Raw genomic sequence first — 18,741 nt, 5'->3', positions numbered from 1 at the left:
GTCATTTTATTTAAGCAGTTTAGTTATGTCCCAGCTCCCTTTTTTACTTCATAGCTTCTTTGCCACCCATATAAGGTCTAAGTACTTCCGGAATAACGACAGATCCATCCTCCTGCTGGTAATTCTCTAAAATAGCCGCCACCGTACGCCCTAGAGCTAAGCCAGAGCCATTCAATGTGTGCACAAATTCTGGCTTCCCTTTTTCTTCACGACGGAAACGAATCCCTGCTCTGCGCGCCTGGAAGTCTTCAAAGTTTGAACAAGAGCTAATTTCACGGTACGTGTTATAGCTTGGTATCCACACCTCAATATCGTATTTCTTCGCGGCAGTAAAACCTAAATCACCCGTACACATGCTCATAACTCGGTATGGTAGGTTGAGAAGCTGCAGTACCTTCTCAGCGTTTCCAGTAATCTCTTCTAAACGATGATAAGAATCCTCAGGGGCAGCTAATTGTACAAGTTCTACTTTATTGAATTGGTGCTGACGAATGAGCCCCCTTGTATCGCGGCCAGCTGAGCCCGCTTCAGAGCGGAAATTCGTGCTGAAGGCAACAAACTTCTTCGGCATATCTTCAACGGAAAGGATTTCTTCGCGATGATAATTCGTCACTGGCACCTCTGCCGTCGGTATAAGAAAGTAGTCCCAATCCTCAATTTTAAAGGCATCCTCTTCAAACTTCGGCAGTTGCCCGGTTCCCGTCATAGATGTTCGATTGACGAGCTGAGGAGGCAGCATTTCCTGATAACCATGTTCATCAGCATGTAAATCCATCATAAAGTTCAACAGTGCCCGCTCCAATCGGGCCCCTAGTCCTTTATAAAATACAAATCGGCTGCCTGTTACTTTAGAGGCTCTCTCAAAGTCTAAAATATCAAGATCTGTGGCCACGTCCCAATGAGCCTTCGCTTCAAATTCAAATGACGGAATTTCTCCCCATGTTTTTGCTTCTACGTTATCATCCTCATCTTCTCCAACCGGGACACTTTCATGAGGGATATTTGGGATGGATAGCAACAGGGTCTCAAGTTGTTCTTCTACTTGTTTTAATTCCTGATCAAGCTCTTTAATCCGATCCCCTACTTGCCGCATTTCCTTGATTTTATCTTCCGCGTCCTGCTTTTCCTTTTTTAACACGGATATTTCTTTGGATACTTCGTTACGGCGTGCTTTTAATTCTTCAGCTTCTTGAATTAATTCGCGTCGACGGCTGTCTAAGTCCCCGAACGTGTCGAGGTCAGACAGGTCTTCTCCTCTGTGCTTAAGTTTACCTTTAATTTCATCAAAGTTTTGACGTAAGTACTTCATGTCTAACATGATCGTTCACTCCTTTTCGTAAAATATAAAAAAACCCCCGCCCCTTTTTTAGAAAAGGGACGAGAGCTTAGTTACAAGTTCCCGCGATACCACCCAGGTTGAGGATATGCAATGCTTATCCTCCAGCTTAGCTCGTAACGGTGAGGGCCGGCTCATCTTATCTTACTCTCATTCAGACGAGCAACTCCAGGATGGATTCACAGTACTCTAACGCCAGTTCTCACCAACCACTGACTCTCTAATCGAAAGAGCAACTGTTACTGCTTCCTTTCATCGCGTTTCCATATTAACATGTTTGAAAGTCATATCTTTCAAATTATAATAGCTGATTCTCTGTTAAGATGCAAGGGATTTTTTAGACTCTTCCACCATTTTTACAAAATATTCCGTTATTCTGTGATCATCTGTCAATTCTGGATGGAAAGAGCATGCTAAATAGTGACCCTGCTGGGCAGCAACTACGTGTCCATCATAGGTTGATAAAACCTTAGTATCTTCTCCGACGCCTTCAATATAAGGTGCCCGAATAAAGACAGCATTATACCCTTCAGCAACTCCATCAATGCTAAGATCAGCTTCAAAGCTTTCACGCTGACGGCCAAAGGCATTACGTCGCACGCGAATATCCATTAATCCTAAATGGACATCATATGAACCATCAATTTCTGAAGCGAGCAGAATAAGTCCTGCACACGTACCAAAGACCGGTTTTCCTTGCTTTCCAAATTGTCTGATTGGCTCAAGGAAATCATACTTGTCAATCAGGCGTCTCATCGTTGTACTTTCACCGCCTGGAATAATTAACCCATCAACTTCTTCAAGCTGTTCCTTTTTCTTTACGACAACAGCTGTAGCACCAGAAGCTTCAACTGAGCGAACATGTTCACGAAAGGCGCCTTGAAGGCCTAATACACCAATTGTAGTCATGATGTCGTTCTCCTTTGTTTATTGGCTGCGGTCTTGCATACGCTCTTCAGGAGTGAGGGTGGACATTTCCATACCTTTCATGGCTGTACCAAGACCTTTAGACAATTCACCAATTAATTTGTAATCATCATAATGAGTAGTAGCTTCCACAATAGCACGAGCAAATTTTTCAGGGTTATTGGATTTGAAAATACCGGATCCAACAAACACTCCGTCTGCTCCTAATTGCATCATAAGTGATGCATCAGCTGGAGTAGCAATTCCACCAGCTGCAAAGTTAACTACTGGCAGACGTCCAGCTTCACGGATTTCCAGTAGAAGGTCAAACGGCGCCCCATTTTCTTTTGCATAGACCATTACTTCATCATCAGACATTCCGCGGAGGTGGCGGATTTGTGATTGAACTTGGCGCATGTGGCTGACAGCTTCTACAATATTTCCTGTACCTGGCTCACCCTTTGTGCGAAGCATTGATGCTCCTTCACGAATACGGCGTGTCGCTTCACCCAGGTTACGACAGCCACAAACAAATGGTACCGTATATTCATCTTTTTTAATGTGATAAATATCATCAGCAGGTGTTAGGACTTCACTCTCGTCAATGTAGTCCACGCCCATTGCTTCAAGAACGCGTGCTTCTGAAATGTGACCAATTCGTGCCTTAGCCATAACTGGAATAGATACAGCGTTCATTACCTCTTCCGTGATCGTTGGATCTGCCATACGTGCAACCCCGCCGGCTGCACGAATATCAGCTGGAACACGTTCTAGAGCCATAACGGCTACAGCTCCTGCTTCTTCTGCAATCTTAGCTTGCTCTGCATTTACAACGTCCATGATGACGCCGCCTTTTTGCATTTCTGCCATTCCTCGTTTTACACGATCAGTACCTGTTTGTGACATGATAATTCCTCCCTATTTAATTCTATAATGGTCACCCATTAAATCATTTATGTGCTCGAATCCTGTCTTCTATTGTAACGTATTGTTGCCATAAATCCTACTATATAGATTGGAATTTAGCACTAGAACCAGCCTTTCACCATATCTACAGCACTAGTGAAAATATCACTGAAGAAGTCGCCAACACTTCCAATCATCAACATAAACCAGTTTGATTTTTCAACAGAGGATGTTGTTACAAGATCCACGGTCGTTTTTTGAGACTCTCCGGTAACTAAATTCTTATAATTACCTTCACCATTGTATACAAGTTCAACTGTACCAATTTTCTCTCCCTTTTCAATAGGAGCAACAAGGTTTCCATCCTTATCCAGGTGTTTTTCAGAGATGTTATACTTCACTTCATACTTATCTTTTTCACCTTTTTTAAAAGTAGCCGTAATAGCCTCACCAGCTTCTACGCCAACTGAATCTTCTTTCCCTTTTGCTACTGGAATTTCGGATTCACCTTCAATTTGATAGCCTTTTGGAAACAATTTCTTCTGTTCAAACTGATTAAAGCCATAATCCATAAGTTTTCTTGTTTCCTGGAATCTTGCTTCTTTACTATCAGTTTTCATAACTACAGAGATAAGACGCTGCCCGTTGCGCTCAGCAACACCAGTAAAGCAGTAGCCTGCTAGATCTGTAAACCCTGTTTTCAGGCCTTTCATCCCTTCATAGCCATATGAAGATAAATACCCTGGCATATCAGGAAGCATCCAGTTCCAGTTTTTAATTTGCTTCCCCTCAAATTTAGTTGTAGTTATACTAGAATAATCAAGGACTTCAGGAAAATCATTAATAAGATGATAAGCTAGTAAGGCAGCTGAACGAGCAGATAGCAAGTTATGTGCATCAGGTTTAGTACCTTCTGGGTAATTTTCGCCCAGAGTACTATTTGGTAGTCCTGTTGAATTGACAAATTGATAATCCGGCAAGCCTAACTCGGCAGCCTTTTCATTCATCATCTTTACAAATTCACCTTCAGAACCGGCAATCAATTCAGCTAATGCTATGGCTGTGGCATTGTCTGAGTTTACCGCCATTGCGGTGTACAATTCCTTCACCGTGTAATCTTTACTTTGTGTTAAACCTGTCCCTGAAAAGGAAGGGTCCGCGGAAATACTATATGGATAATCACTAATTTGAGTAGTTGTATCCCAGCTGATTTTTCCTTTTTCGATAGCCTCCAGAACTAGGTATTCTGTCATCATTTTGGTCATACTAGCAGGAGGTAGTGTTAAATCTGCTTCTTTTTCATATAAAATCTTTCCTGTATCTGCATCTACTAAAATAGCTGACTCTGCTTCCAAATCAACAGTGGATGCGTATGTAAGCTCCGGGTTTCCAAAAATCACGATCATACTTAAAACAAGGGCCATCCACACGCCCAATGATGCTTGTAGTCTTTGTATCAACTCTCTCAACCTCCACGAATAAATTATGCATCTTTGTTATTCTATCACATGGACATGCAAAAAAATAGACAGGGAAAAGTCCCTGTCTAAAGATTTTTTAACGGGTCAAATGGAGTAGTTCGGTGCTTCTTTCGTAATTTGAACATCATGTGGATGACTTTCTCTTAAACCCGCTCCCGTAATCCTAGTAAATTTAGCATCATTGCGCAGTGATTCAACCGTTGCTGTCCCACAATAGCCCATTCCAGAGCGTAAGCCCCCGAGTAATTGATGAATGGAGTCTGCAAGCGGTCCTTTATATGGCATCCGGCCTTCTATGCCTTCCGGGACAAGTTTCTTCGACTCTTGTTCACTTTGAAAGTAGCGGTCCTTGGAGCCAGATTCCATCGCTCCGACTGAGCCCATTCCACGATAAACCTTAAATCGACGACCTTGGAAAATTTCTGTTTCACCAGGACTTTCACTAACTCCCGCCAATAGACTGCCTAGCATGACAGCATGGCCTCCAGCAGCGAGTGCCTTCACGATGTCACCTGAAAACTTAATACCGCCATCAGCAATCACTGGAATATCATGTTTGGATGCCTCCATGGCACAATCGTTCACGGCCGTAATTTGAGGAACCCCGACTCCTGCTACAACACGCGTTGTACAAATTGATCCAGGTCCAATCCCAACTTTTATCACATTTGCTCCAGCCTCTATTAATTCTCTTGTGGCTTCAGGTGTCGCAACATTTCCTGCAATAATATTAATAGTCGGGTATTTAGTGCGAATACGCTGTACTTGTTCAATAACACCTTGAGAATGTCCATGTGCTGTATCGACGACGAGAGCATCTACACCTGCATCAATCAGTTTATCAATCCGTGTCATCGCATCAGCCGTGACCCCGACTGCTGCTGCAACAAGTAAACGACCTTGTTCATCTTTTGCAGAGTTAGGAAATTCAATCACTTTTTCGATATCTTTAATCGTGATTAACCCCTTTAACGTTCCTTGACTGTCAACCATTGGCAGTTTCTCAATCTTATATTTCTGCAGAATTTTCTCAGCTTCATCAAGAGTCGTTCCTACCGGTGCTGTCACTAAATTCTCATGAGTCATGACTTCAGAAATTTCAATTGAATAATTTTCAATAAATTTGAGATCCCGATTTGTAATAATTCCTACCAGTTTAAGATCCTGTTCATTATTTACAATTGGAACTCCCGAAATGCGATATTTCCCCATTAAATGCTCAGCATCAAACACTTGATGTTCAGGTGTTAAAAAGAATGGATTAGAAATAACCCCGCTCTCCGAACGTTTTACTCGATCAACATGTTCGGCCTGTGCTTCGATCGACATATTTTTATGAACAACTCCAAGGCCTCCCTGACGAGCCATCCCTATCGCCATTGGTGCTTCTGTTACGGTATCCATCCCTGCACTAATGATTGGCATATTTAACCTTAATGTAGGTGACAATTCTGTTGCCAATGAGACATCACGCGGCAGCACATCAGACTTTGCCGGCAACAGAAGGACATCATCAAACGTAAGCCCTTCTTTCGTAAACTTGTCTTCACGCATGCTTGATCCTCTCCTTTAATAGTTTTGGGTAAATGTGGGTAAAATAAATGGACAATTGTTCAACGCAAGCTGACAATTCCAGCATTCTTGCTATTTTCTTATTGTTATTTACAATACGACAATGATCTCGCTTTTTCAAGCATAAAAATATGGCATTTATCCCTGTTGTTAAAGGAAGGAATCGAGTTATGACAGATCAACAAGCGACCTGGCTGACCTATTTACAAGTCACCGCCCACACGAGACCTTTTTTATTAAAATGTTACGACCGGCTAGACAGTAAAAAGGCGAAGGAACACGCCTACTACAATGCAGAACGATTTATTTATGGAATCAAGCTTGGGGAAGAATACTTAACTGCGGCTGCTCACACCCCTCTCAGTGTACAGCCATTGCTATATTATTATAGCTTAACCCACTTTTTGAAAAGCTGCCTTCTCACTGTTGATCCTGGCTATCCAGCTACAGCTAAGGTTTTAGCTCATGGCCTTTCGACAAGAAAAAGAAAGAAAATGCATTATCGCTTTTTAGAGGACGACGTACGCATTCAACCCAACGGCCTGTTTCCCTATGCGGCTAAACATTTGTTTAATCAATCTATAGAAGTTAAAAAGCTATCAATGGATCAGCTGCTAAGGCCGCTATCCTTTATGGAGCCCATCTATTCGTTAAAAGGTAAAGCAACCGCTGAAGCAAAAATTCCAGACTTGCTTGCCCAATTTGCTATTTTATACAACCTTAGTATGCTTGTTCGTTATGAAGGTGAATGGTGGGGGGAGATGGAACAACTGCGGGACCGGGAGGACTATGTCTTTATTATTCATTTTCTCCAGTCTGCTCCCAAACAAATTCCAACATTAATCTCCACATGGCTAAGAGATCAGAGCTCCGCCTCCATAGAATAAGCGTTCCAGTTTTTGCCTAATCGAAGACTTCTTGTATGTGAATGTCAGGATTATCTCTTAAAGAGATAATCTCTCCATCTTCTTGTAATCGAACCATTGGACGCGTAGGGATAGACGGTTCAACAAAGATAATGTCTGCTAGTTGATTATTGCTTAATTTCACTTTTGTGCCTGCTGAGTAGTTGGTCATTTCTTTTACGAAAGCTTGGATGACATGATGATCAAAACGTCCAAATTGTTCTTTAAGAATGGCTTCAAGCACTTTGAACGGAGACTGTTTCTTGCGATACACTCTTTCGGATGTCATCGCATGATACATGTCACTAACCGCTATGATTTGACTGAAGAGATGTATTTTTTCTTTATTCAATCCAAGGGGATAGCCGCTTCCGTCCAGTCGTTCATGGTGCTGAAGAATCGCTAACTTTGCGCGGCTATTTAAAGAAGAAGTACTTTCCACTAAACGGTATGAGTAAGTAGGGTGCTTCTTCACTTCATCATACTCTTTTTCGTTTAATGGCCCTTCCTTATTTAAAATGGTTTCGCTAATTTGGGCCATTCCACAGTCACTTAATAAACCAGCTAGTCCGACTTGTATCCATTCACCTTGATTGCCATTCAACGTTGAGGCAAGCACGCCTGAGATTAACCCCATGGCCACACTATGGTGTTCATTATAATCGGCTTCTGTAGAGTAATGATGTAAAAGAAAAACTTCACGCTTAGCTTGGAGGGCTTCTTGTAAAAGCGGGACAAAAGCGCTGCGTAGTTCCTTTAAATCAAGTGGCGAGCCTCCCTGCCAGAGCGAAAACCATTGTTTATACTGCTTGACTGTTTCCAAGTAGTGCTCATGGAAAGCGCTGAACTCAATAGAAGGGGAATCACTGAACTTATCCCCCTCAGCCTTTTCTTGAGGAAGAAAAGGAGAACCGTTTGAAAGCTTAGAGCTTACTTTCACAGATTGAATTTTAAAATTATGTAAAACTTTAATATGAATGGGATTGATCACGGTATGTTCAGGAATGATAGGGCGTTTAGTTTTTCCCATAACATCTTGGGTAATCATACATCCCTGGACTAATTGAGAAGGATGAACTTGCATGTACTCCACCTCTTTATCTGAAATAAAAAAAGTCGCTCTGCCGCATAAACGACAGGCGACTTTTAGGTTTTCCTCAACAAACTATTCTTCAGATGATTCTTCCTCTGTATCTTCTGATTCCTGCTCTTGTTTACTTTCCTCTTCTTCCAAAGCCTCTTCTATTAATTCTTCTTCGGCTTTTTCAGACTCAACACGAGCAACAGTTGCCACTTCCTCATGATCCTGAAGGCGGATTAATCTTACGCCTTGAGTGTTTCGACCCGTTTCACTAATACTTTCAACAGGCATACGAATTAATACACCGCTTGCTGTAATGATCATAACATCTTCTTCATCACCGGAAACGGCCTTTGTCGCTACCACATGACCATTTTTCTCTGTTAAGTTACACGTTATGATACCTTTACCACCGCGGTTTGTAATTCGGTAATCTTCAGCTGGGGTTCGCTTACCAAATCCTTTGCTCGTTACCGTTAATACCTGCAAGTTATTATCAATGATCTCCATTGACACAACTTTATCATCTTCACGAAGGGATATTCCTTTCACACCAGCCGCTGTACGACCCATGGAACGAATTTGGTCTTCATTGAAGCGAATAACATAGCCATTTTGCGTTCCGATCATAATGTGCTGGTTTCCATCAGTAAGTCTAACAGAAATAAGCTCATCATCTTCACGGAGACCTAGCGCAATCAGACCGCCTTTACGGATATTTGCAAATTGAGAAATGCTTGTCCGTTTGGTTATGCCATTTCTTGTTGTGAAAATGAAATACCAGTCATCGACAAAATCCTCGACCGCAATAACTGCATTGATCCATTCATCACGCTCTATTTCAAGCATATTAATGATGGGAATTCCTTTAGCGGTTCGGCTGAATTCAGGTACCTCATATCCTTTTGCCTTATAAACCTTGCCTTTGTTAGAAAAGAAGAGCAACGTATTATGTGTTGAGGTAGACAATAAATGCTCTACGAAGTCTTCTTCATGGGTACCCATCCCTTGGACTCCCCGTCCTCCACGGCGCTGGGAGCGATAAGTGCTGGCAGGAAGGCGCTTCACATACCCTTGATGAGTTAACGTAACAATCACCGTTTCTTCAGGAATTAAGTCTTCATCTTCAATAAAGTTTGTTCCGCCTAAAATAATCTCTGTACGTCTTTCGTCATTAAAACGCTCTTTCAACTCGACTAGTTCCTCACGGATGATCTCAAGTACTTTTTCCTCATCAGCCAAAATAGCACGAAGTTCAGCGATAAGCTTAATAAGATCCTGATATTCTTCTTCAATCTTCTCTCGCTCAAGACCAGTTAATCGTTGTAAACGCATATCTAAAATGGCTTGAGCTTGTTTTTCAGATAATCCAAACCGCTCCATGAGACCAGTCCGGGCAATTTCAGTCGTTTGGGACTCTCTGATAAGTTTGATGACTTCATCTAAATGATCCAGAGCCACTCGAAGGCCTTCTAAAATATGAGCACGAGCTTCTGCCTTTCGGAGCTCGTAAGCAGTTCTTCGCTTTATAACTACTTTTTGGTGTTCTAAATAATGTTCTAAACATTGCTTTAATGTTAAAACCTTAGGCTGTCCATCAACTAAGGCTAGCATATTAATACCAAAGGTCGTTTGTAAGGCCGTCATTTTATATAAATTATTTAGCAATACATTCGGATTTGCATCACGACGTAATTCTACTACGACGCGCATGCCGTTACGGTCAGATTCATCACGAAGGTCGGTGATGCCGTCAATTTTTTTATCGCGAGCCAGTTCAGCAATTTTTTCAACAAGCCGAGCTTTGTTCACCTGGTAAGGGAGCTCAGTGACAAGCAAACGTGCCTTACCATTAGCTTGTTCCTCTATATCTACTTTAGCTCGAATGGTAATAGAACCTTTCCCAGTTTCATAGGCTTTTCTAATCCCGCTTAGTCCAAGGATTTGGCCATGGGTCGGGAAATCAGGTCCATAAATATAGTTTTCCATCAATTCTTGTACCGTAATCTCTGGATCTTTACTAAGAGCAAGCACACCATCTATAACCTCACCCAATTGATGAGGTGGAATATTCGTTGCCATTCCAACGGCAATTCCCGCTCCTCCATTTACAAGTAAATTAGGAAAACGTGCCGGTAGTACAACAGGCTCCTTCTCTGAACCATCATAGTTGTCGGTATAATCTATTGTATCCTTATTAATATCACGAAGGAGCTCCATGGAAATCTTAGACATTCTTGCTTCCGTATAACGCATGGCTGCTGCTGAATCTCCATCTACTGAACCAAAGTTACCGTGTCCATCAACAAGCATGTTACGGTACGCAAAATCTTGTGCCATACGTACCATTGTATCGTAAACGGCGGAATCACCATGCGGGTGATACTTACCGATAACCTCACCAACAATACGTGCTGACTTCTTATAAGCCTTATCAGAATGCATACCTAAATCATGCATCGCATATAAAATACGACGGTGGACCGGCTTTAAGCCATCACGTGCGTCAGGAAGGGCACGTGCAACAATGACACTCATTGCATAATCAAGAAACGATGTTCTCATTTCCTGATTAATATTTACTTCCTGAACACTCGGGCGTTCGGGTTGATCAACCATTCTATTTACCTCCTAGTAACCTGTGAGGAAAAGAAACGACGTAAAGCCGTTCTAGCGTATTCCCTTAAACAGGAGATCTTTTCACTCTTAAATATCTAAATTTTTCACATATTGAGCATTCTCTTGTATAAAATTGCGCCGCGGCTCAACTTTATCTCCCATAAGGATATCAAATGTTTCATCAGCACCGATGGCATCCTCAAGGCCGACTTGGAGCATGGTTCTTGTTTCCGGATCCATTGTTGTTTCCCACAATTGTTCCGGGTTCATTTCACCGAGACCTTTATAACGCTGTACACCCGGTTTTGGAGAACTTGGAAGTTTCGCCATGATTTCATCAAGCTGTCTATCACTATACGTGTAATAAATCGCTTTTGCCTGTTGAATTTTATACAATGGCGGTTGAGCAATATAGATATAGCCCTTTTCAATGAGCGGGCGCATGTAACGGTAGAAGAATGTTAATAGTAAGGTTCTAATATGGGCTCCATCTACATCCGCATCGGTCATGATTACAACTTTGTGATACCGGGCTTTTGAGATGTCAAATTCTTCACCAATACCTGTGCCGAGTGCTGTAATAATGGTACGGATTTCGTTGTTGGAAAGGATTTTATCTAAGCGGGCTTTCTCTACATTAATAATCTTTCCTCGCAGTGGCAGAATGGCCTGGAAATGTCGATCCCGGCCTTGCTTAGCTGATCCGCCGGCAGAGTCACCCTCTACGATATAGAGTTCAGAAATGTTGGCATCTTTTGATGAACAATCTGCAAGCTTTCCTGGAAGATTAGAAACCTCAAGTGCATTCTTTCGGCGTGTTAACTCTCTGGCTTTCTTGGCAGCCATGCGTGCTCTGGAAGCCATTAATCCCTTTTCCACTACAAGTTTCGCCATGTCAGGGTTTTCAAATAAGAACTTGGATAAACCTTCAGAGAAAAGAGAATCGGTAATGGTTCGTGCTTCACTATTTCCAAGCTTTGTTTTTGTTTGTCCTTCAAATTGAGGATCCGGATGCTTAATCGAAATAATCGCCGTTAATCCTTCACGCACGTCATCACCAGTGAGGTTAGGGTCTGTTTCTTTAAACATATTATTTTTTCTGGCGTAATCATTAATCACACGTGTCAGACCTGTTTTAAAACCTGATTCGTGGGTACCGCCTTCATAGGTATGAATATTGTTGGCATAAGAATAAATATTACTGGCAAACCCGTCATTATACTGAATAGCAATTTCTATTGAAATTTCATCCTGTTCGTCCTCAATAAAAAATGGCTCATGCAATGCCTCACGAGTACGGTTTAAGTGCTCTACATAGGAGACAATGCCTCCTTCGTAATAATAGTGCTGTGGTTCCTCGTCGGTACGTTTATCTTCAATCGTAATCGTCAATCCTTTATTCAAGAAAGCGAGTTCACGAATACGACTTGCCAGTACATCATATTGATACTCTTGAGTTTCGGAGAAAATTTCAGGGTCTGGCTTGAATCGGATTCGTGTTCCTGTAATGTCGGTATCTCCAATTACTTTCAAGTCTTCCTGCGGAACACCACGGTGGTACTCTTGATAATGGATTTTTCCATCACGATGCACGTAAATTTCCAATTTTGAAGACAGTGCGTTTACAACAGAAGCACCAACACCATGCAAACCACCAGAGACTTTGTAGCCACCGCCGCCAAATTTCCCGCCGGCATGTAAGACAGTCATTATGACTTCTACAGCTGGGCGCCCTGCTTTTTCATGCATTCCTACTGGGACTCCTCGTCCATTATCAATAACAGTAATGCTGTTATCCTCTTCAATCACTACCTGGATATGATCACAGTAGCCTGCCATTGCCTCATCGATACTGTTATCGACGATTTCCCATACTAAATGATGAAGTCCCTTTTCATTTGTAGAACCGATATACATACCAGGACGCTTTCGAACCGCCTCTAATCCCTCTAGTACCTGTATTTGGTTTTCATCATAGGACTGTTGTTCTTCTAGTATTTCTTCCTTCATGGTACTCACCTACATTTCTCAAGTGGTTTAGCATATGCTATTTATTGAAACAAACTAGATTCCCTGTTCTTCTGAGTAATCTTCCAATTTATTTAGAGTGGTCATCATATTCGCACGTTTTTTTAACGTGTAAACCGATAAAGGACTAAAATAAATATAATCCTTCGTAATCACAATTGATTTAGCATGATCCTCTTCTGTTTCAACCACTTGTTTATTCTTTCGCTGATTAAAAATCATTTCCTCAATGATAGAGGAAGAAGACATGAGACTGTAATCAATGATGGTCACAACATCTTTAGATTGAATAACATGATCATCACCAATGTGAATAAACAACTTGTCACCTCATTTCTGATTCTCTACCGTTCCGTTTATTACACGAAAAATTTCCGCTTCTTTAAGGGCATCGTGTTCAATTCCTTCAATACTTGTCGTTGAGACAAATGTTTGAACTTTGCCCTGGATTGTATGAAGTAAATGTGATTGTCTAAAATCATCAAGTTCACTTAGGACGTCATCTAAGAGCAGGATTGGGTATTCGCCAACCTCACTATGAATCAGCTCAATTTCTGCAAGTTTCAAAGACAAGGCTGTTGTCCGCTGCTGCCCCTGTGAACCGTATGTTTGAACATCTTTCCCGTTCACATAAAAGATAAGATCATCACGGTGGGGCCCGACTAAAGTAGTGCCTCTCTCTATTTCTTTAGATTCTATTTCTCTAAATTTTTCTTCGTAGTTTATCTTTATTGTTGCCAAATCCATATCTTCTGATACTTTTACACTAGAATCATAAGTGATTTCAAGGTTTTCCAGTTTCCGGCTGATTCCCTCATGAATAGGGGCTGCCCACGAGCGCAGCAATTGAAGGAATTTAAAACGTCGATCTACTAACGTCACGGCATGCTCAATCAGCTGATCTGTCAATACTCCTAACATTGTGCGATCAGCTGATGGTTTTCGCTGCAGTTCTTTTAATAAATGATTTCGTTGACGCAAAACCTTTTGATACTGTCCTAAGTGATAAATATATCTAGGTTGAATCTGACCAATTTCCATGTCGATAAACCTACGACGCACCTGAGGGCTACCCTTTACCAGGTGTAAGTCCTCAGGTGCAAACATAACAACATTTAAAGCACCAATATAATCGCTAAGCCTCTTTTGCTCGATATGGTTTAACTTCGCTTTTTTCCCTTTCTTTGAAAAAATGATTTCCAGTGGGAAACGGCGGTTTCGTTTATAAATACTACCTTTTATTTTAGCATACTCTGCATCCCAATGTATTAATTCTTTATCCCGGGGGGTGCGATGAGAACGAGTAAAAGCTAATGTATAAATAGCTTCCATTAAATTGGTTTTACCCTGGGCGTTTTCACCAATTATGACATTTATTGTATGGTCGAATGTCAATGAAAGTTGTTCATAATTTCGAAAAGATCTTAGAGACAATTCATGAATATACATGGTTTTATCTCCTGCTATTCTTCACGAACGACTTCATAGACACCGAATTCAGGTATATCAACGACGTCTCCCAGGTATAATTTTCTTCCACGCCGCTGTTCCGGCTCTTCATTTACAAACACTTCGAATTCAGATAGAAACACCTTAACCATCCCACCTGATTCAACGACGTTACTCAGCTTTAAAAATTGACCCAGCTGAATATAATTTGTAGATATTTCAATACGTTCTCTCATATATTCACCCTATTTATGTGGTTTGTCTTATCTTTCTATTTTACTAAAAATAAGCCATTAAGAAAAGCAAACAGTAGAATATAACATAATTTAGCTATTTTGTATGCAAATTCGTCATAAAAATGAAAAAACCGTTACGGATTTTATCCATAACAGTTTTTTCATGGCGCTATTAATAAGTACGTACAGGTAGAATCAGTTGTAGTATTTGCTCATCATCTACGGGGCGAATGAGGAATGGCCGCATAGCTCCAGTGAATTCCACATTTACTTGATCATAATCGACAGCTTTTAAAGCATCCATCATATATTTTGCACTAAAGGAAATCTTCAGATCTTCTCCTTCAATAGAATCTGCTACTACTTCTTCTACCACATTTCCTACTTCAGGTGAGTTTCCGTAAATTTCAATCTGATTGTCTTCTTTGGTAATCAGACGAACTACATTGTTTCGATTTTCTTTTGCAAGCAAAGAAGCACGGTCAACCGATTGTAATAATTCCTTTGTATCTATTTTGACAGTCGTTTTACTTTCTTCAGGAATTAATCGGGAAGTTTCTGGATAATTTCCGTCTAAAAGCCGTGATAGGAAATATAAATGCTTCGTTCTAAATAAAACCTGGTTCTCCGTCACACTTAGTTCAATCGTATCTTCCGAATCACCGAGAATTTTATTAAGCTCCGTTAAACTTTTTCCCGGAATTACCACAGGTGGCAAATCGGTTTTGGTTTCTAAAGGGATTTTCCTTGATGCAAGGCGATGGCTGTCTGTTGCAGTAAAGTGAAGTTCTTCCTCTTCAAGTTTCACATGGACCCCTGTAAGTATAGGACGAGTTTCTGACGTGGAGACAGCAAATACAGTTTGACGAATTAAATTTTTAAGAAGATCAATTGGAAGTTCAAAACTATCCTCAGTATGTAATTGAGGAAGCTGAGGGTACTCCTCTGCGTCTTGACCATTTAAATGAAATTCCGCCTTGCCAGAGCGAATGGTAATATTTCTCCGATTATCGCTTTCGATATCTACGGTTTTTTGAGGAAGCTTCCGTACAATTTCAGGAAAATACTTCGCTTGTAGGACAACGCTTCCTGGTTCAATATTTTCAACATAAACAATTCCATCTTCTTCAGCAGGAATAAATGATTCAATAGAAATGTCTGAATCACTTCCTGTTAACTTTACACCTTGCTGGCTTACTTCTAATTTCATTCCCGTTAAAATCGGGATCGTTGTTCTGGATGAAATAGCTTTCATGACATGTTGAACGCTCTCCATTAATTGTTCCCTTTGAATTGAAAATTTCATGGAAGTCACTCCTTTTATATATTAATTATTATTTAAAAGATAGTAATAGAAGTACTAGGTACTGTGAATTTGTGGATAACTTCAAAAGTATCAAGCGCACAAAGTCTATCCACATGTGGATAGACTGTTGATGAATGTGACTATGTTATACACATTATTCAGTTAGTGAGCTTTTAGCTGCTCCTTAATTTCATCCAGTTCCTTTTGCAATTGTTGATCTGTTGCGATCATCTTTGAGATTTTCTCATGGGCATGAATGACGGTTGTATGGTCACGTCCTCCAAATTCTTCTCCAATTTTAGGCAAAGAGAAGTCGGTTAATTCTCTTGATAGATACATGGCAATTTGTCTAGGGAATGCAATAGATTTCGTTCGTTTTTTGGCTGGAAAGTCCTCTAATCTCACATTGTATTTTTCCCCAACCATTTCCTGTATGGCTTCTATAGTAATAACCCGAGGTTTTGAGCTAGGAATAATATCTTTTAACGCTTCAGCTGCTAATGATGCATTGATATCGCGATTGATTAGAGAAGAATAAGCAACAATACGGATAAGTGCACCTTCGAGTTCGCGAATGTTTGTATCAATTTGATTAGCAATATAAAGCATGACTTCATTTGGTATATCGAGTCCTTCAGCTTTAGCCTTTTTACGTAAAATAGCAATTCTAGTTTCTAAGTCAGGGGGTGTAATGTCTGTTATTAATCCCCACTCAAAGCGTGAACGGAGCCGATCCTCAAGAGTTGGAATTTCTTTTGGCGGACGGTCACTGGAGATAACGATTTGTTTACTTTCTTCGTGAAGTGTATTAAAAGTATGAAAAAATTCTTCTTGTGTTGATTCTTTTCCTGCTAGAAATTGAATATCATCTATTAAAAGCACATCTACACTACGATATTTATTACGAAAATTAACTGCCTTATTATCCCGGATTGAGTTTATGAACTCATTCGTAAATTTTTCAGAGGATAAATAAACCACCTTAGCATTTGGATTGTGGTCGAGTACATAATGGCCAATTGCATGCATGAGGTGGGTTTTTCCTAACCCTACACCTCCATATATAAACAACGGATTATAAGCTTTTGCTGGTGCCTCTGCTACAGCAAGAGAAGCGGCATGGGCAAACCGATTACCGGATCCGATTACAAAGGTATCAAAGGTATTTTTTGAATTAAGCATGCTTTGTGTAAACTCTTCTGTTTCATTATTTTTTTCGTTTGAAACCTTTTTAGATGAAAGTTTTACATCTTCTAATGAGTTGTCTTTCGTTTCTGGAATGATAAATTTAGTAATTAATTCAGCACCAGTCACCTCATGAAGTGTTTCGGTAATCAATCCCTCATACTGATTTTCAAGCCAATCACGAGCGAACTCATTAGGAGCTACGATGATTAATGTATTTTCTTTTAAAGAATCAGCCTTGGTGGCTTTTAGCCACGTTTCAAAGCTTGGTTTACTAATTTTCTCTTTCATTTTTTCCAGGGTATTGTCCCAAAGTTCGTGGATGTTTTCCAAAATTTCACCCCTTTCTTTGTAGTAAGTTAGGGAACAAAAAAAGCCTTTCGTTCTCTTTTTCGAACGTAGATTAAAGGATAGAAAGGCAATTGTCTCATAGCTGTATAGAGTTGTTTTGTCTAATCATCTACGGTGAGTGTGGATAATAATTTGTTGGAATCATAGTTTTTGAGATTGTTATTTTCATTATCCACACACTTGTGTAAAAGTCAGTAAACAATGGTGTTAATAACTGTCCACAGTTTATCCACAATCTGTGCATAAGTAATTTTGCCGAGATCAATATTTCACGGTTAAACACAAATATAATATCAGATAAACTGTATTGTTGCAATGGGTTTTGTGAGCTTATCCACAATCTCAACAACTTGTAGATGAATTCTGTCCACAGCACTATATTTTGTGATAAACTTGTCGATATTTGCTGTGGATAGAAAAATAAAGTCGAAAAATTATACACAGGACCTGTGAATGTTCTTTTTTAACGTACAAAACTCGACTATTGTTATGCAACAGTTTCTGTTATATAACGGTGGATAGAGAGGACGTAAATCTTGGAGAACTTAACGAAATGGTTGTTGACACATATCTAGTGATTGATTATAATTATCGGGACTGCCTTTAAAATGTATGTAGTGGAAAATTCCCTCAGGAGGTGTATATATAATGAAACGCACATTTCAACCAAATAATCGTAAGCGTAAGAAAGTACACGGCTTCCGTAATCGTATGAGCACTAAGAATGGTCGTAACGTTCTTGCTCGCCGCCGCCGTAAAGGAAGAAAAGTATTATCAGCATAGGCCACTGAACAAATCAGTGGTCTTTTTTTCTAGTTTAGTGATAGGCCGAATGAGTCTGGGATAAGAGATCGGTCATCAGGGTTCAATCACGTTGTTCCATAATGGAATTTCTCTAAATGCCAGATGAATTCGGGATTTACCTAATCACGGGGGTCATTGTTTCATGAAGAAAACGTACCGAATTAAAAAAAATGATGAATTTCAACAAGTGTTCCAACATGGTCAGTCATTCGCTAATCGACAACTGGTTCTTTATTATTTAAAAAAACAACACCAACCACATTTCCGAATTGGGTTATCCGTAAGTAAAAAGATTGGATCTGCTGTAGTTAGAAACCAAATCAAACGATACTTAAGACAAGCTTTTCATGAGCTTGAGCCGGAATTATCTTCACAGTTTGATTTCGTCATTATTGCTAGAAAACCCACATATAAAATGAGCTACCATGAAATGAAAAGCAGCTTAACCCATGTGTTGACTCGGTCTAAAGTAATGAAGAAGAAGAGCCGACGTTAACCGATTAGGATCGAGAAGCAGCTTGAATCGTTCATCCAGCAATTTTTGACCATTAATATATAGAATTATCATATGAAATA

At 40.3% G+C, this 18,741-nt stretch carries 16 protein-coding genes and 1 other annotated feature; of the genes, 3 read left to right on the top strand and 13 right to left on the bottom strand.

What is annotated here, in order from left to right; translation table 11 throughout:
* Positions 1-43: 43 nt before the first annotated feature.
* The 5 genes from serS to guaB all read right to left on the bottom strand — a co-directional run bounded on the left by serS (position 44) and on the right by guaB (position 6,183).
* The gene (gene serS / locus B5354_RS12320) at positions 44-1,318 is read right to left on the bottom strand and encodes a serine--tRNA ligase (protein ID WP_079529059.1); all 1,275 of its coding nucleotides are present in this window, start codon (positions 1,316-1,318) and stop codon (positions 44-46) included.
* 52 nt (positions 1,319-1,370) lie between these two features.
* Positions 1,371-1,601: a binding site (T-box leader), on the bottom strand.
* Positions 1,602-1,654: 53 nt separating this feature from the next.
* Positions 1,655-2,245: a pyridoxal 5'-phosphate synthase glutaminase subunit PdxT gene (gene pdxT / locus B5354_RS12315; protein WP_079529058.1), complete on the bottom strand. Its 591-nt coding sequence runs from the start codon at positions 2,243-2,245 to the stop codon at positions 1,655-1,657.
* A gap of 18 nt (positions 2,246-2,263) precedes the next feature.
* Positions 2,264-3,148 (bottom strand): pyridoxal 5'-phosphate synthase lyase subunit PdxS, encoded by an 885-nt coding sequence (gene pdxS / locus B5354_RS12310; RefSeq protein ID WP_079529057.1) that lies wholly within the window; start codon positions 3,146-3,148, stop codon positions 2,264-2,266.
* Positions 3,149-3,270: 122 nt separating this feature from the next.
* On the bottom strand, positions 3,271-4,608 hold the full coding sequence (locus tag B5354_RS12305; RefSeq protein ID WP_425432120.1) for a serine hydrolase: 1,338 nt from the start codon (positions 4,606-4,608) through the stop codon (positions 3,271-3,273).
* A 105-nt stretch (positions 4,609-4,713) separates the two neighbouring features.
* Entirely contained in the window at positions 4,714-6,183 is a 1,470-nt protein-coding gene (gene guaB, locus B5354_RS12300; protein WP_079529056.1) for an IMP dehydrogenase, read from the bottom strand.
* 188 nt (positions 6,184-6,371) lie between these two features.
* Between guaB and B5354_RS12295 the strand changes: the two genes are divergently transcribed.
* Entirely contained in the window at positions 6,372-7,088 is a 717-nt protein-coding gene (locus B5354_RS12295; protein ID WP_079529055.1) for a YaaC family protein, read from the top strand.
* A gap of 16 nt (positions 7,089-7,104) precedes the next feature.
* Here the strand turns inward: B5354_RS12295 and B5354_RS12290 are convergent, their stop codons facing one another.
* The 8 genes from B5354_RS12290 to dnaA form a co-directional block, all read right to left on the bottom strand.
* Positions 7,105-8,190 carry an HD-GYP domain-containing protein gene (locus B5354_RS12290; protein WP_079529054.1) on the bottom strand — a complete coding sequence of 362 codons (1,086 nt, stop codon included), beginning with the start codon at positions 8,188-8,190 and terminating at the stop codon, positions 7,105-7,107.
* Between the two features lie 81 nt (positions 8,191-8,271).
* On the bottom strand, positions 8,272-10,806 hold the full coding sequence (gene gyrA, locus B5354_RS12285) for a DNA gyrase subunit A (RefSeq protein ID WP_079529053.1): 2,535 nt from the start codon (positions 10,804-10,806) through the stop codon (positions 8,272-8,274).
* An 87-nt stretch (positions 10,807-10,893) separates the two neighbouring features.
* Positions 10,894-12,816 (bottom strand): DNA topoisomerase (ATP-hydrolyzing) subunit B, encoded by a 1,923-nt coding sequence (gyrB, locus tag B5354_RS12280; RefSeq protein ID WP_079529052.1) that lies wholly within the window; start codon positions 12,814-12,816, stop codon positions 10,894-10,896.
* Between the two features lie 54 nt (positions 12,817-12,870).
* The gene (remB, locus tag B5354_RS12275) at positions 12,871-13,155 is read right to left on the bottom strand and encodes an extracellular matrix regulator RemB (RefSeq protein ID WP_079529051.1); all 285 of its coding nucleotides are present in this window, start codon (positions 13,153-13,155) and stop codon (positions 12,871-12,873) included.
* A 9-nt stretch (positions 13,156-13,164) separates the two neighbouring features.
* A complete protein-coding gene (gene recF, locus B5354_RS12270; RefSeq protein WP_079529050.1) occupies positions 13,165-14,283 on the bottom strand; it encodes a DNA replication/repair protein RecF in 1,119 nt (372 codons plus the stop codon).
* 14 nt (positions 14,284-14,297) lie between these two features.
* Complete coding sequence (gene yaaA, locus B5354_RS12265) at positions 14,298-14,519, bottom strand: S4 domain-containing protein YaaA (protein WP_079529049.1); 222 nt, start codon at positions 14,517-14,519, stop codon at positions 14,298-14,300.
* A gap of 172 nt (positions 14,520-14,691) precedes the next feature.
* Positions 14,692-15,825 (bottom strand): DNA polymerase III subunit beta, encoded by a 1,134-nt coding sequence (dnaN, locus tag B5354_RS12260; protein WP_079529048.1) that lies wholly within the window; start codon positions 15,823-15,825, stop codon positions 14,692-14,694.
* Between the two features lie 162 nt (positions 15,826-15,987).
* Complete coding sequence (gene dnaA, locus B5354_RS12255; protein WP_079529047.1) at positions 15,988-17,343, bottom strand: chromosomal replication initiator protein DnaA; 1,356 nt, start codon at positions 17,341-17,343, stop codon at positions 15,988-15,990.
* A gap of 666 nt (positions 17,344-18,009) precedes the next feature.
* Between dnaA and rpmH the strand changes: the two genes are divergently transcribed.
* The gene (rpmH, locus tag B5354_RS12250; RefSeq protein ID WP_079529046.1) at positions 18,010-18,144 is read left to right on the top strand and encodes a 50S ribosomal protein L34; all 135 of its coding nucleotides are present in this window, start codon (positions 18,010-18,012) and stop codon (positions 18,142-18,144) included.
* A gap of 163 nt (positions 18,145-18,307) precedes the next feature.
* A complete protein-coding gene (rnpA, locus tag B5354_RS12245) occupies positions 18,308-18,661 on the top strand; it encodes a ribonuclease P protein component (RefSeq protein ID WP_079529045.1) in 354 nt (117 codons plus the stop codon).
* Positions 18,662-18,741 lie beyond the last annotated feature (80 nt).

This window comes from Halobacillus hunanensis (assembly GCF_900166655.1).
Taxonomy (GTDB): Bacteria; Bacillota; Bacilli; order Bacillales; family Halobacillaceae; genus Halobacillus_A; species Halobacillus_A hunanensis.
The sequence above is the reverse complement of the archived record's forward strand: the minus strand, read 5'-3'. Positions and strand labels throughout refer to the sequence as shown.